Consider the following 12,773-nt stretch of genomic DNA (forward strand, 5'->3'; position numbering starts at 1 on the left):
GTCATACCTCCCTATGCCTGCGCGAGCGCGGTGACGCGGTGGTGGATACGGGCAGCGGCGATCTCCGGGTCCTGAGCGGCGCTCTGCATCGTGATCGGAGCGTTCACGGTGACCTGGCGTTGCATCGATCTGGTGATCTGGCTGTTCCTGGTCAGCGCGTGCACAGTGCGTTCGGCGTGCGCCATTTCCGGGGTGCGGCGGCCGCCGACCTGGCCGGCGGCGAGCAGGGCCGGCGACGGCACCGCGGGAACGTCCGCCGACACCGCCCCGGCAACCTTGCGGACGGCGCGCCGAACCTGCGGCACCCCGCGGGACATGCCCTTGGCGATGTTGCGGGAGATTGCCGCGCCCGAGTTCTCCGGCGCCCCACCACCAGAGAGCGGCCCCTCCTTGGCAGGGGAGAACGGCAGGAAGTCGCGGATCTTCCCGGCGACGTTGCCGATCGCGTCGCCGATGCTGCCGATCATCGACTTGATGCCGTCGATCAGCCCGCTGATGATGTTCTTCCCCGCCTGGAGCAGCCACGTGCCGGCGCCCGAGAAGAAGCCCATGATCTTGCCGGGCAGGCCGCGGATGAACCCGAGAACCGCGGAAATGCCGCGCTGCACGCCGCCCTTGATGCCGTTCCACGCGGTCGTCACGACCGACTTCAACCCGTTCCAGGCAGAGGTCCAGACGCCCTTGATGGTGCTGAGCGCCCCGGAGATGACGCCGCGGATCGCGCTAAGCGCGCCCGTCACCACGCCCTTGATCGCGTTCCAGATGCCCGACGCGACGGTCTTGATGCCGTTCCACGCGGCGGTCCAGTTGCCGGTGATCACGCCGAGGACGGTCGAGATGATGCCGCGGATCACGGTCAGGGCGCCCTTCACGACGCTCTTGATCGCGTTCCATGCGCCGGAGATGACACCCTTGATGGCGGTCATCGCGCCGCGGATCACCGACATCGCCGAGTTGAACGAGGCGCGGATAGCGGCGCCGATCACGGCAAGGACCCTGCGGATCACGCCGCCGATCCGGCTGTTCCAAAGGTTCGACCACCAGGCGGCGAGCTGGTTCCACCGCGCGGTGATCCAGTTCGCGACGGCGGTGAAGATGGGCAGCACGGTGGTCTGAAACCACGTCACGACCGCCGAGACGGCGCCCTTGATGCCGTTCCACAGGCCGATCCAGAACTCTCGGAACGCGGCGGACCGGTTCCACAAGGTGATGAACGCGGTGACGAGCAGGCCGATCGCGGTGATGACCAGGCCGATGGGGTTGGCGCGCAGGATCGCGCCGAACGCCTTGAACGCCACCCCGGCGACCCGGATCGCCTTACCCATGGCCAGGACGCCCTTGCCGAGTTTGGCGAACATGCCGATCGCCCGGCCGACGCCGGATGTCATCGTGCCGAGCGCCCACGTGACCGGGCCGATCGCGGCGACGAGCGCGCCGATCGCGGTGACGACCTTCATCGTCGTCGGCGACGCCTCGTTGAGCTTCGAGATCAGGCCGGTCAGGCCGGACACCATCGACGTCATGAAGTCGAGCAGCCCGGACTGCCCGATCGAGATCATCAGGCCCTCGAACGCAGACTTGAGCTGCTTCATGGACCCGTTGAAGCCCTCCATCTGCTTGCCCGCGATCTTCTCCGCGGTTCCGCCGGAGTTGTTGAGCTCCTTCGTCAGGTCCTTCAACGCGCTCGAACCCTGTCCGACCAGGGCGGACATGGCTGGGCCGGCTTCCTGGCCGAAGATCGTCATCATGTCGGCGGTGGAGGCGCCGGACTTTTCGAGCTGGCCGACGATGCTGGTCAGGCTCTTGAGGTTGCCGCTCGAGTCGACGGCGGACACGCCGAGCTTCTTGAGAGTCTTCTGCGCCTGCGCGCTGGGGTTGAGCAGCATCGCGATCGAGCTGCGCAGCGCGGTGCCGGCCTCCGAGCCCTGGATACCGGCGTTACCGAGGAGACCGATCGCCGAGGAGACCTCGTTGAACTCCAGGCCAGCGCTCGAGGCGACGGGGGCGACCATCTTGAACGACTCGCCCAGCATCCGCATGTCGGTGTTCGTGCTGGTGAACGTCTTGGCCAGCGCGTCGTTGACCTTGCCCAGGTCAGCGGCTTGCATCCCGTAGCCGGACAGGACGTTCGAGGCGATGTCGGCCGCGTCCGCGAGGTTCAGCCCACCGGCCGCTGCGAGGTTCATCGTGTCCGGCAGGGCCTTCATGGTCTCGGAGGTGTCGAAACCGGCCATGCTCAGATACGTCATGGCGTCGGCGGCTTCGCTCGCCGAGAACTGCGTGGTCGACCCCATCTGCTTGGCGAGGTCTTCCATCTTGGCCAGCTCGCCGCCGGTGGCGCCGGAGATCGCGCTCACCTTGTTCATCGACGCCTGGAAGTCGCCGGACATCTTGAGTGCGGTGGCGCCGACGCCGGCCAGCGGCAGCGTCACCGACTTCGTCAGGGTCTGGCCCACTGCCTGCATCCGGCCGCCGGCGGATTGCAGCGAGTCGGACATGCCTTGCGACAGTGAGCGACCGGCCTGTTGCCCGGTCTCGGCCGCGGCGGACTGGGCCGCGTTGCCCGCCTGAGACATGGCGGAGCGGACTTCGCTGGAGACGTTGGATCCGTCAACGGTCAGCTCGACGACGGCCTGCGCGACGGCGCCTCCGGACGGCATCGGACCAACCCCTACGTACGAGTGGGGCGTCCGGCCACGATTTCGCCAGGCAACGCGCTGAGCTTGCAGTCAGGATAACGGTGTGGGTCTGGGGTGCAGGTCAGCCGCGCCCGATTTGCGCCATGGCCTGCATGAACGAGTTCGCTTCGACCTCGTCCGACCACGACGCCGGCGCGGGATCGCGGGGTTTGCCGGACATGGTTCGCGGCGGTGGCGGACCCCAGATTTCGTGATCCAGCCTGCCCAGTTCCGTGTCCTTGGTGCACAGGGAACGTCGCCAGTAGTACGCCGCCGACAGCAGTCGGCCGATCGGCTGGGCGAGCGGGTCAACGCCGCGGGTGTAGGACCAGCCGTCGAAGATCATCCAGTTGCCGTACACCGACCCGGCGAGGCGTGTGGCGGCGTACAGGTCCATGCCGCACAGATCGCCCAGCACGGTCTCGGCGACGTTCTCCAGGTCGTCGAGGTCGAACGGGTCGTCCGGGTCACGCAGGCGCAGCCACAGCCGCTCGGGGCCGTCGCCGTCGAGCTGAGTGGGAATGAGGTGCCACCAGCACCCCGGCGGGTCGAGGACGAGTGCGTCGAGGATCGTGCGCGTGTCCAGCTCCGGCAGGGTGTAGGTGTCGTCGTCGACGGCGAACGTGATCGGCAGCTGCGCAGGTGGACCCAGCCGTCGGTCAGCTGCGCGCACGGGCGCGGCGCTCCTGGCGGTTCAGACCAGGCTTCCACGCTTCGATGAGGTGCTTGACCATCTCGGCGACGTGGATCAGTTCCAGGTCGTCGTCGCGGCTTCGGAGCCTGCGGTTGATCATCCAGGCGTCCTGCTCGGTCAGCGCGGCGTCGAGGAACAGCGCGACGAGCCATGCCTGCTGGCCGGTGTTCGCGCCGGTGGCCAGGGAGGCGGAGGTGAACAGCAGGACGATGTCTTTCGGCGGGTAGGCCGTGAGCTGGATGTCGAGGTCGGGCAGCTCGACCGGGATTTCCCGGTCGGTCGGTGGTGTGTAGTCCGAAGTGACCACGACAGGATCGGGTTCGTAGTGCGGGTCGTCGTCGGGCCAGTTCGACCACCGCTGGACCAGGCCGGTGAGCATCGTCAGGCACGCGTCCAGGTTCACCGGGTCGTTGAACTCGCAGATGCGCTCGAAGAACCGTTGCCGGTCCTGCGGTTCGAGGGTGCCTTCGACGAAGTCGAGCACGGCCATCGCCTGGTCGGCCTCACCCACGGACTGGCCAGCGACCTGTTGAGCGAAAAACAGCACCGAGTCCTTCGGCCGCTGCACGGTGATGTGTTCGCCGCACAGGTCGACCTGTACGGGCATCGGCGTGCGTTTGGAGCGTGGGGTCTCGAACGTCAGCGTCTTCATCCGGGAGCCTCCAGGTCAGGGTGGATGGTTCCCGGCGGCCACGATTTCGCCAGTCCCGGCAGTCGCCAGCGTACGCGGATCGAGGGCATGAAAAAGCCCGCCCCGGGATTGCTCACGGGGCGGGCGTGACGCTCACAGCCCAGATGCCCATCAGGGGAAGTGCGCGCGAGAACCAGATTACGTCGCTGTGAGCGTTGGGGTCGACTCGCGATGCCGCACTGTGGGATCAGTAACGGGTAACACACATTTCCGCAGGTCAGAGGCCACTTTTCGTCAAGTAATCATGTTAAGATGATTGCAATAACCAAATAAGACACCAAGAAGAAGCGGCGCCCGCACGACCTGGCAGTTGAACAGGCGCCGCCACCCGACAGAACAGGAGTCCGACGTGTCCATAGCGTACGACACGCCACCGACAACCAGCGACAACAACGTCCACGCCGCGCTCATGGCCGTGATGCAGGACGTCCGCGCCGTCGGCAAGGACGGGTTCAACGGACAGTCCGGATACAACTTCCGCGGCATCGATGGCGTGGTCAACGCGGTCGGACCGGCGCTGCGTCGGCACGGTGTGATGGTGCGGCCGGAACTGCTGCACTACGAGTCCGAGCAGGTCGAGGTCGGCAAGAACCGCACACTGAGCCAGTTCGTCACGGTGCAGGTGCGGTACACCTTCACCGGCCCAGCCGGCGACGAGACGTCGGCCGTGGTGCCGGGATCGGCGATGGACACCGGCGACAAGGCCGTGGCCAAGGCGATGAGCGTCGCGTTCCGCATCTGCCTGCTCCAGGCGCTCACGTTGCCGACCGAGGAGCCCGACCCGGACGAGACCACCTACGAACGGTCCCCGGCCGCGCCTGCGGTCAACATCGACTGGACGTCGGACCTCGAGGCGATGCGCGGCAACGTCGACGGGCTGTTGATGCTGCATCGGCACGCCAAGGCCGCTGGCGCCGACGAGGCCACGCTCGGCGAGATCGTGGAAGCGGGGAAGGCCGCGCGGGCGGCGTCGCAGCAGCGGGCGCAGCAGGACGTCGTGGCCGAACAGCCCCAGCCTGGCGGCCAGGAGCTGTGTGAGGGGTCGGGCGAGTCGCCCGAGAGCTCGTTCGCGATATCGCCGCGAGGCAGCGTCGAGTACGGCATGTGCCCGTCCTGCATGGCGTATATCCCGCTGGACGGCGGCACCGTCCTGGCCCAGCACGTGCGGCAGGACGCCGCGGCCGCCGAGGGGGTGCGCTGATGACGTCGATCAAGGAGAACGGCGGGTTCGTCGCCACGCCGATGCCGCTGGCCGAGGAGATCGTGCTCTCGCACCTGGACCTCGACCACATCGACGGCCCGGTGCGCCTGCTCGAACCGTCCGCCGGAACCGGGAACCTCATCGAGGCGATGATCCGCTGGCACCCGCAGGCACGAATCACGGCGGTGGAGCCGAACGGGCACCACCGGCAGGAGATCCCCAACCACGACGAGGTGAGGATCATGCCGTGCGACTTCGAGGCCGCGTGGGGCCGGATGGTCGACGACCCGAACATGCGGTTCGACGGGTGCGTGATGAACCCGCCGTTCGCACTGCCGCACAAGCCGACGGTGTGGATCGACCACGTCGACGCGGCGATGGACCTGATGAACGTCGGCGGCGTGCTCGTGGCCATCGTCCCGGCCGGGTTCATGTTCCGCACCGACAAGAAGCACCGCTACATCCGGGAGCGGATGGACAAGTGGGACGTGCAGGCATACCCGCTGGAACCAGGAGCGTTCGAGGGCACGAACGTGCGCACCTGCGTGCTCGTGGCGACCAAGCCGGGCGAGGACGTCGTCGAGCCGGCGAAGCCGTCGTGGAAGCAGATGAGCCGCGAAGAGAAGATCGCAGCGAAGAAGGCCCGCATGGCGGCCGACCGGAAGCTCCGGCAGGCCGCGGATCTCGCACTTGAGGACGAGGAGTTCTCGACCGAGCTGGAGCAGGTAGTGCACCGCATCCCGGCGGACGCCAAGCTGCGCACCTACAGCCCGCGGAATCAGGCTCTGGTGCTGATCCAGGCGGCGAGCCAGGGCATCACACTGACCGGCGACCTCCGCACGTTCGCCGCCTGGCGCCGCGAAGGCAGGGCGATCGTGAAGGGCTCGCAGGCCCTGCGGATCGTCGCGCCGATGGGCGACTGGGCCGACAAGCAGTCGTCCGGCCAGCCGGCCAACGAAGGCCCAGCGGCGGCCGGTGTGCCGACTGCCGCCCGTGGGGCGCCGTCAGGACCAGCCGAGTCCGACGGCGACGACGGACAGTCGACGCCGCGGTTCACGATGCAGACGGTGTTCGACAGCGCGCAGACCCAGGAGGTCGGGTCATGAACGCGCCCACCCTGACCAGTGCCCGCGAGTTCTGGCACAGCCGCTCCCGCACCAGCGTCGACGCCGATGCCGAGTTCCTCGAGGCCGCCCGGCGCGGCCGCTACGGGCCTCGGGTGGCGGACCTGGCCGCCGAGCTGTGCACCACCGCCGACGCCTTCCCGATCGACGACGACCCGGCACACCTTGCCGACCAGCTCGTCTCACACGCCAACCAGGAGGAGTGACCGTTGCAGCACATCATCACCACAGACGTGCTCGTGCCGATGACCTGGGACGACACCGCTGGAAAGTGGCGACTCGCGCCCGCTGCGCTCGACGGGTCGGAGCTGGACGTCCCCGAACCGCCGGAGCACTGCTCGACAGACAAGTGCGAGTGCGACGAGCAGGACGAGTGCGACGCCGTGTCTTCCCGCGCCGTCTGGGGACACATTCCGTCCGGCCGCGAGCTGGCCGAGATGATCAAAACCGCCACCGCCAACCACTCCTGACCTGCGAAAACAGCAGTCCATAATCATATCTCGCAGATCACAAAACGCACCACAAGAGCTCAAAACAGGTTAAGATAATTATATAACAAAGAAACAACCCGGATGAATCGGAGACCGACATGGACGTCATCGAGCTGGCCAGCAAGACCCTGACCGACATCTTCGGCACCGACCGCGACGGATTCGACCTCAACGACCCGATGCAGCGCATGGTCGTCAAGTACGCCGAGGACTACGCCGATGCCCGCCTCGAGGTGCAGGCCATCGCCCGCCGGATCAGCAAGGAGTTCCAGCTGGTAGCCGACGCTGACATCGAGATCACCCCGAGTCAGCCGTCCGACCTGCACCAGCGCTACATGCAGGAACGCACCCGGCTCGACGGGCTTGCGCGGACGCTCCGCAGCTTCGCTGGCATCTACAACCAGAAGTGACCACCGAGGAGGGCGCGCCGGACCGCGCGCCCTCCTCCCCGTCACCACCGACGACACGACACAAGGAGACCGCCATGCACGACTTCATGCTGATCGCCTACGGCGACACCGGCAGCACGTCCCTGACCATCACCTACGCCAACTGGCTCGTCGTCGACGAGACGTGCGAGCTGGACCTGATCAACGCCGACGAGCTGGCACCGGAGGAGGCGGCGGAGGTGCGCGACGTCGTTGGCGCCATTCGCCTGTCGGACGAGGCCACCCGGACCGAGCTGCTGCACGTGCTCAAGGTGGCCGCCGGGTCCGAGCAGGGCCTGGTCATTCTTCCGGCCGCCTGACCAGGGAAAACACCATATCCCGCAGATCACATTCCCTACCGCCAGAGCTCAAAACAGGTTAAGATAATTATATAACAACGAAAGATACACAGTAGCAGGAGGAAGTCATGCAGGTCATCGAGATCACCGCCCAGGAAGCCGCAGCCCTCAAGGCCACGCTCCGCACGACGGACTCGGTGGCCATCGCCGACGGCACGGCCACGTTCGACATGACCGCCGGCAAGGCCCGCGCCACGGTCACCAAGGCCATCGGCAATGCCGAGACCTTCCGCGGCCACTTCCGGAGCCACCTCGTCGCCGACCTCTTCGCCGTTGCCCGCAAGCTCGCCGCCTGATCAGCCCCAGCACACCGAGAGGACCAGGAAGGAGCGCCAACCATGAGCTGCCACTTCTCCGACGTGCACACGCACTACCGCGAGGACCCGCGTGCAGCGGGTGAGCTGTCCTCGTACGTGATCGAGCGGCACGATCCGACTACCGGCGCCCGCTGGTCGATCGGCCGCGTGAACGGGTTCCGCGGCGACTGGGTCGCCCTCGGACTCGGCCACAACGCGTGGACGCCGTACTTCCCGTCCCGCGATTCCGCGGTGAAAGCGCTGCTCATGGCGCGCGGCGACTTCCGCGGCGTGTTTGCCCGTCAGCCGCGCGTGCCCGCCTGGCACCCCTGAATCCACGCTCAGATTGGAGACGCCCATGGACCACAAGATCGAAGGCTCCGTGACCGTGCACCTGAAATGGTGCGACGAACGCGGCTGGTACGTCTCGCCGCTCAACCTCGACGGCTATCCGCTCACCGGCACGGAGGTATCCGGAACCGCCTGCGCGTGCAGCGAGTTCGATTGCGCCACCCAGCTCGACCGAGCCGCGGAGACGGACTACCCGAGGGGGCACCAGCTCCTGACGCTGTTGGCCGACGCCGTCGCCGAGCAGGCATACAACGCCTCCGAGTATCGAACGGGAGCGCGGTCGTGAGGTACACGCCCTGCTCAGGAACAACAGCCGAGCCGAGCAGCACGCGCCGGGTGTCGGCCGCCGGCCTCGGCTACAAGTTCTCGCATCTGCACGGAGCGGTGTTCGGCACCTGCCCCACATGCAGGCGAGACCTCCGCGTCACCAACACCGGCCGCATCCCCCGCCACAAGGCCGCCCCCGACCACCCTGATCAGTGAGGATCACCCCGAATGACGACGTTCGCGACCTGCTCGTACTACGAATTCCGGCGCGAGATGGGCATCCCCGTGCGCTCCAGCCTCGGATTCCCGAAGTTCACGCTGAAATACCCGCTGGTCCACGCCATGCCCGACACCTACCCGAAGCGACAGTGGCTCCGCGGAGTCGACAAGCGCGAGTTCGTCGACCTGTACCGCACGATGATCGAAACGAAGGGCGTGGAGCGGCTGCGCGAGCAGGCCGCCGAGATCCGCGCTCAGGAGCAGGCGTTGCGTGCTGACGCGGCCGACCTGCCGGTGGTGCTGCTGTGCTTCGAGCGCTGGGACAACCCGAAGAAGCAGCCCGAGTATTGCCACCGGCACGTGTTCGCCGCGGTGTGGCGCGACCTGACCGGCGAAGACGTGCCGGAGTTCGGCGCCATGCCGCGGCCGGAGACGAAAGCGCAGGAGCGCGCGGCCGATCAGTTCGGCCTGTTCTGACACCTCACCCCAGCTGAAGGAGGGACCGGCATGACACCGGAGGAGAACGGAGGTCACCACCTCGTGGAAGACGCCGTGGTGGTGTACCTCAAGTACGACTTCGACGCTGACGACTGGATCGTGGACCGCGCCGCGGTCGACGGCGGGGCGCTGTTCTCGCAGTTCAGCGACTACAAGGGGGTCGAGGCGCCGCTGACCGAGGAGTGCGTGTGCGATGACCCGACGGCCTGTGAGCAGGCACGGCTGCACGCGGCGAGAACGTCGCTGCCCACCGGTGAGGAGCTGATGCACAGGATCCGGGACGCGGTCGAGGCCGAGGGGAGGGCGTGATGCGGTGCGAGGTGGTGCTCTACACCACGGAGGACGAGGGCACGTTCGAGGCGGTGTTCGTGGATGGCGTGCGGGTCGACGCCGAGGTCACCCATCTCGATCCCGGACGTGGCGGCTGGGAGCTCCGCGAGTGGCGCAAGGAACGTGAGGCTGATGCTCAGGCCGCCAGCGTCGCGGCGGCCGCGGTGATCCGACAGTGGGCAGCGGACGCCGAGTCCTCTCGCTACATCAGCCGAGACCCCTCATCTGAGGTCGCAAATCTATAAGTGCCCCAGCGTTTCCGCTGGTCAACACACGTCGATCCCCTCGCTCACGTTGGCGAGGGGATCGACGTGTGTTGAGCGTCAGCGGACGTTCATCCAGTCCGCGATCATCTTGTCGAGCAGCTGCCATGGCTTGCCGGCCTCGATCTCTCCGGAGTCGGTGGCGGTCTTGAGGGCCTTCGTCATGGCCGCTGCTGTGGTCGCTGGGACGGTCCGAGAGCCGAAGACCACCTCCAACCCGACGTGGCCTTGATGCAGCGGCTCCGCCGATTCTGGGGATAGGTAGCCCTCTTGCAGGTCGGTCAGGTGGTTCTCCGTCAGCGCGATCAGCACGCCGAGCGCGGTGGCGACGTTGCCGATGTTGTGCGAGCTGTGCGCTGCGGCGAGTGCGTCGAGCATCGGGTTGTAGTCCCGGTAGGCGGCCAGCCAGGTCTCGTCGACGGCCTTGCTCAGCGATTCCAGGGCGTCGCGGGCGGCGTCGGCCTCCGGCGGCAGGAACGTCAACTGCACGGTGTGGAAATCGAGGTTGGCCTCGGACAGGCTCTCCAGGTCGACCTTGTCCAGCAGTTCCAGGGTCTTGTCGTCGAGCCCGGCGTAGCCGCGGTAGTCGATGTCCTCGATGGATTCGTAGAGCTGCTTGAGGATCGCGATGTCGTCCTCGCCCTCGATGGCGTTGTGCGACAGCTGGAGCGCGACCTGGCGGGCTTTCGGCAGGTTCTGGGTGATGAGTTTGCAGTCGGCCTCGACAATGCCGGCGTCCACGGCAGCTTGCACGCGGTGGTTGCCGGACAGGATCAGCTCTCGGCCCTCGTCATACTCGCCGCCGGAGTAGATCAGCGGCGTGGAGGTCAGCTCCCCGTCCTCGCGCAGGTTCTCGACCAGCCGCTGGTAGGTCTCCTGCCGCATGTAGCGGGCGTTCGTGTCCAGCGGGGTCAGGTCGGCCAGCGTGCGGCGGACGATGGTGGTGTCGAGCTTCGTCATGTGCGCACTCCTGCGTACTCGTCGTGGAGGGTGTCGCCGGTCCACAGCGCCAGTTCGAGCGCGAGCACGAGGTCGTCGTGACCGGATGCGGCCTCGTGCTTGTGGTAGCCGGATCGGGTCGGTCGGCGGGCGAACCTGCGCAGCTGGTCCATCGTGGCCACGCCGCCGTCGCTGTCGGGCAGGGAGATGCCGGACTGTTCGAGCGCGACTTGGAGCGTTTCGGTCAGCCGGTGTTTGCCGACGGTGTAGTCGTGCTCGTCCGTGCGGGCGAGGGTGCGGGAGCTGCCGATGGTGATCGCGCAGATGTGCAGGCCGGGCCGGTTCCGGCGGGCCATTTCGACCACGGCCGCTCCGATGCCGGTGGCGTCGATCGACAGCACGGTCTGGTGCCCGGCGGCGTGGAACGCGCCCGCGAGGCTGGTCGCCATCTTCGCCAGGTCCAGGTACTCGGTGCCGAGTTCGATGTTGCCGATCTCCAGCACGGACCAGTGCGGGCGGTGGCTGTTCGGCCGCGGGTCGCCGGAGTGCAGCACGCCGAGGGCGGCGGGGTCGTGTTCGCGGCCGACGTCGAGCCCGATGGAGATCATGCCGCCACCTGTGCGTGCTTGGCCTTCCACATTTCCAGCGCCTCGGCGAGTGTCCATTGGCCGAGCGGTCCGCCGTATTGCAGCTGGTAGGCGTAGTGCTCGTCGTCGCAGGGCTTGCGCGAGTGCAGCTTGATGCCGGGTACGCCGCGGCCGTATTTGCCGGACGTGGGGTTGTTGGTGAATGCCGTGGTCGACCAGGTCGTGACCCGCTTCGACAGGGCGCGCTGAACTAGGGTCTGCGCCTCCGACGAGATGGCGGCCATGACGATCAACTTCGACAGGCGTTTGTAGCTGGTCGGCGCGACGGAGAAGTCCGACATGAGGTACGCGTCGAGGCCGAACTTCGGCGGCAAGTACCCGAACGCACCGATGATGCGGCCGCCGGAGGACACGGCACACGAGAACAACGGCTGACCAGGTGCGATCCCTCTCGCCAGGTACGCCGAGCGCAGCGAGTTGAACTGGCCGCCGCTGAGGGGGTGGAGGGTGAGGTCGTCGCCGATCTCTTCACCGGGGCCGAGCCTGGGCATGAGCACCGGCTCGACCTTCTGCCGCGGGCCGACCCACCGGTGCCGTCCCGGCTGGGCGTAGACCCAGAACGGGCGCGCTCGCGGCCCGACCTGGACGTAGCCGACCCGGTGTTCTTCCAGCTCCGGGGCCTCGTTCAGCAGCCCGAGAATCCAGTTCGGCCGGTCGGTGATCAGCGAGATCATCTCGTCGCGGCCGTCCTCGCCGAACTCCTCGTAGACGGGCGTGGGCCAGTCGAAGTGGTTGGTGATGCCGGCGAACATGGCCTCGTAGCCGCCGGCGTCGAACGGCGGGAAGCTCGCGAACGGCGCTTCGCGCGGCACGTCGTCGCGTAGGTAGTCCAGCACGTCGCCCGCGGTGAAGCTGGCCAGCTGCAACGTGGTGGCCTCGATCTTGGCGACGGTGTCGGCGTGCATCCGGTCGAACTGGTCGCGATGGGCCTGAACCATGCGCTGGTGGTAGCGGCCGGTCTTGCCGACGAACTGGAGGAACCGGGTGCCGATCATCAGCGTGGCGAGGGTGCCGGCGCCGTCGTCGAGGTACTGGTCCAGCCAGTCCAGCTCGTCGCGGGAGTCGTCGGCCACGCGGAACGGCAACGGCTGGCCGGAGTAGTACCAGCCCAACGCGCAGGAGTAGGCGTTGACGTCGTTGGAGTGGAGCCGGAATCGGCCCTGAGCGGCGAGGGTGCGTTCGATGGTGAGGTTTCCGGAGCAGCCGATGTAGACGTCGCCGTCGGGCCACGAGCGGGCGTGTTCGGCCACGATGGACCGCATTTCGGCAGGGATCGTGCCCTGGAACATCGAATGCT

18 protein-coding genes are annotated in these 12,773 nt (G+C 67.2%); 12 read left to right on the top strand and 6 right to left on the bottom strand.

Features of this window, described 5'->3' with window-relative positions; all coding sequences use genetic code 11:
- Positions 1-11 precede the first annotated feature (11 nt).
- From FB384_RS24095 to FB384_RS24105, 3 genes are all read right to left on the bottom strand, one after another.
- A complete protein-coding gene (locus tag FB384_RS24095) occupies positions 12-2,660 on the bottom strand; it encodes a phage tail tape measure protein (protein ID WP_183787134.1) in 2,649 nt (882 codons plus the stop codon).
- Positions 2,661-2,760: 100 nt separating this feature from the next.
- Positions 2,761-3,351 (bottom strand): hypothetical protein, encoded by a 591-nt coding sequence (locus FB384_RS24100; protein WP_183787135.1) that lies wholly within the window; start codon positions 3,349-3,351, stop codon positions 2,761-2,763.
- Positions 3,338-4,024, bottom strand: a complete 687-nt coding sequence (locus FB384_RS24105; RefSeq protein ID WP_183787136.1) for a hypothetical protein — start codon at positions 4,022-4,024, stop codon at positions 3,338-3,340. Before FB384_RS24105 ends, FB384_RS24100 begins: the two co-directional genes overlap by 14 nt.
- Positions 4,025-4,412: 388 nt before the next feature.
- Between FB384_RS24105 and FB384_RS24110 the strand changes: the two genes are divergently transcribed.
- The 12 genes from FB384_RS24110 to FB384_RS24165 all read left to right on the top strand — a co-directional run bounded on the left by FB384_RS24110 (position 4,413) and on the right by FB384_RS24165 (position 9,872).
- Positions 4,413-5,264: an ERF family protein gene (locus tag FB384_RS24110; protein WP_183787137.1), complete on the top strand. Its 852-nt coding sequence runs from the start codon at positions 4,413-4,415 to the stop codon at positions 5,262-5,264.
- Positions 5,264-6,370, top strand: a complete 1,107-nt coding sequence (locus FB384_RS24115) for a DNA methyltransferase family protein (RefSeq protein ID WP_183787138.1) — start codon at positions 5,264-5,266, stop codon at positions 6,368-6,370. Before FB384_RS24110 ends, FB384_RS24115 begins: the two co-directional genes overlap by 1 nt.
- A complete protein-coding gene (locus FB384_RS24120) occupies positions 6,367-6,594 on the top strand; it encodes a hypothetical protein (protein WP_183787139.1) in 228 nt (75 codons plus the stop codon). The genes FB384_RS24115 and FB384_RS24120 overlap by 4 nt, the downstream gene beginning before the upstream one ends.
- Positions 6,595-6,597: 3 nt before the next feature.
- A complete protein-coding gene (locus tag FB384_RS24125; protein ID WP_183787140.1) occupies positions 6,598-6,858 on the top strand; it encodes a hypothetical protein in 261 nt (86 codons plus the stop codon).
- Between the two features lie 119 nt (positions 6,859-6,977).
- Entirely contained in the window at positions 6,978-7,289 is a 312-nt protein-coding gene (locus FB384_RS24130) for a hypothetical protein (protein WP_183787141.1), read from the top strand.
- 74 nt (positions 7,290-7,363) lie between these two features.
- Complete coding sequence (locus FB384_RS24135; RefSeq protein ID WP_183787142.1) at positions 7,364-7,627, top strand: hypothetical protein; 264 nt, start codon at positions 7,364-7,366, stop codon at positions 7,625-7,627.
- 107 nt (positions 7,628-7,734) lie between these two features.
- Positions 7,735-7,962 carry a hypothetical protein gene (locus FB384_RS24140; protein ID WP_183787143.1) on the top strand — a complete coding sequence of 76 codons (228 nt, stop codon included), beginning with the start codon at positions 7,735-7,737 and terminating at the stop codon, positions 7,960-7,962.
- Positions 7,963-8,004: 42 nt separating this feature from the next.
- Positions 8,005-8,295, top strand: coding sequence for a hypothetical protein (locus FB384_RS24145; protein WP_183787144.1), 291 nt, complete (start codon positions 8,005-8,007; stop codon positions 8,293-8,295).
- A gap of 25 nt (positions 8,296-8,320) precedes the next feature.
- A complete protein-coding gene (locus FB384_RS24150) occupies positions 8,321-8,599 on the top strand; it encodes a hypothetical protein (protein WP_183787145.1) in 279 nt (92 codons plus the stop codon).
- A gap of 209 nt (positions 8,600-8,808) precedes the next feature.
- Positions 8,809-9,276 (top strand): DUF488 family protein, encoded by a 468-nt coding sequence (locus FB384_RS24155; protein ID WP_183787146.1) that lies wholly within the window; start codon positions 8,809-8,811, stop codon positions 9,274-9,276.
- A gap of 30 nt (positions 9,277-9,306) precedes the next feature.
- The gene (locus FB384_RS24160; protein ID WP_183787147.1) at positions 9,307-9,606 is read left to right on the top strand and encodes a hypothetical protein; all 300 of its coding nucleotides are present in this window, start codon (positions 9,307-9,309) and stop codon (positions 9,604-9,606) included.
- Entirely contained in the window at positions 9,606-9,872 is a 267-nt protein-coding gene (locus tag FB384_RS24165; protein ID WP_183787148.1) for a hypothetical protein, read from the top strand. The genes FB384_RS24160 and FB384_RS24165 overlap by 1 nt, the downstream gene beginning before the upstream one ends.
- 78 nt (positions 9,873-9,950) lie before the next feature.
- Here the strand turns inward: FB384_RS24165 and FB384_RS24170 are convergent, their stop codons facing one another.
- Genes FB384_RS24170 through FB384_RS24180 form a run of 3 tightly spaced genes read right to left on the bottom strand, consistent with a single transcriptional unit; the run spans position 9,951 to position 12,765 of the window.
- Positions 9,951-10,850, bottom strand: a complete 900-nt coding sequence (locus FB384_RS24170; protein ID WP_183787149.1) for a ParB N-terminal domain-containing protein — start codon at positions 10,848-10,850, stop codon at positions 9,951-9,953.
- Positions 10,847-11,437, bottom strand: coding sequence for a hypothetical protein (locus tag FB384_RS24175; RefSeq protein WP_183787150.1), 591 nt, complete (start codon positions 11,435-11,437; stop codon positions 10,847-10,849). Before FB384_RS24175 ends, FB384_RS24170 begins: the two co-directional genes overlap by 4 nt.
- On the bottom strand, positions 11,434-12,765 hold the full coding sequence (locus FB384_RS24180) for a putative antirestriction adenine methyltransferase (protein WP_183787151.1): 1,332 nt from the start codon (positions 12,763-12,765) through the stop codon (positions 11,434-11,436). Before FB384_RS24180 ends, FB384_RS24175 begins: the two co-directional genes overlap by 4 nt.
- Positions 12,766-12,773: the final 8 nt, after the last annotated feature.

The organism is Prauserella sediminis (genome assembly GCF_014195435.1).
GTDB classification, from domain to species: domain Bacteria; phylum Actinomycetota; class Actinomycetes; order Mycobacteriales; family Pseudonocardiaceae; genus Prauserella; species Prauserella salsuginis.

Excerpts from the sequence above, each read along its gene's own strand:
- FB384_RS24120 (WP_183787139.1), top strand. The coding sequence starts at position 6,367 with ATGAACGCGCCCACCCTGACCAGTGCCCGCGAGTTCTGGCACAGCCGC.
- FB384_RS24145 (WP_183787144.1), top strand. The coding sequence starts at position 8,005 with ATGAGCTGCCACTTCTCCGACGTGCACACGCACTACCGCGAGGACCCG.
- FB384_RS24175 (WP_183787150.1), bottom strand. The coding sequence starts at position 11,437 with ATGATCTCCATCGGGCTCGACGTCGGCCGCGAACACGACCCCGCCGCC.
- FB384_RS24095 (WP_183787134.1), bottom strand. The coding sequence starts at position 2,660 with ATGCCGTCCGGAGGCGCCGTCGCGCAGGCCGTCGTCGAGCTGACCGTT.
- FB384_RS24180 (WP_183787151.1), bottom strand. The coding sequence starts at position 12,765 with ATGTTCCAGGGCACGATCCCTGCCGAAATGCGGTCCATCGTGGCCGAA.
- FB384_RS24150 (WP_183787145.1), top strand. The coding sequence starts at position 8,321 with ATGGACCACAAGATCGAAGGCTCCGTGACCGTGCACCTGAAATGGTGC.
- FB384_RS24135 (WP_183787142.1), top strand. The coding sequence starts at position 7,364 with ATGCACGACTTCATGCTGATCGCCTACGGCGACACCGGCAGCACGTCC.
- FB384_RS24155 (WP_183787146.1), top strand. The coding sequence starts at position 8,809 with ATGACGACGTTCGCGACCTGCTCGTACTACGAATTCCGGCGCGAGATG.
- FB384_RS24165 (WP_183787148.1), top strand. The coding sequence starts at position 9,606 with ATGCGGTGCGAGGTGGTGCTCTACACCACGGAGGACGAGGGCACGTTC.
- FB384_RS24115 (WP_183787138.1), top strand. The coding sequence starts at position 5,264 with ATGACGTCGATCAAGGAGAACGGCGGGTTCGTCGCCACGCCGATGCCG.
- FB384_RS24160 (WP_183787147.1), top strand. The coding sequence starts at position 9,307 with ATGACACCGGAGGAGAACGGAGGTCACCACCTCGTGGAAGACGCCGTG.
- FB384_RS24170 (WP_183787149.1), bottom strand. The coding sequence starts at position 10,850 with ATGACGAAGCTCGACACCACCATCGTCCGCCGCACGCTGGCCGACCTG.
- FB384_RS24105 (WP_183787136.1), bottom strand. The coding sequence starts at position 4,024 with ATGAAGACGCTGACGTTCGAGACCCCACGCTCCAAACGCACGCCGATG.
- FB384_RS24130 (WP_183787141.1), top strand. The coding sequence starts at position 6,978 with ATGGACGTCATCGAGCTGGCCAGCAAGACCCTGACCGACATCTTCGGC.
- FB384_RS24140 (WP_183787143.1), top strand. The coding sequence starts at position 7,735 with ATGCAGGTCATCGAGATCACCGCCCAGGAAGCCGCAGCCCTCAAGGCC.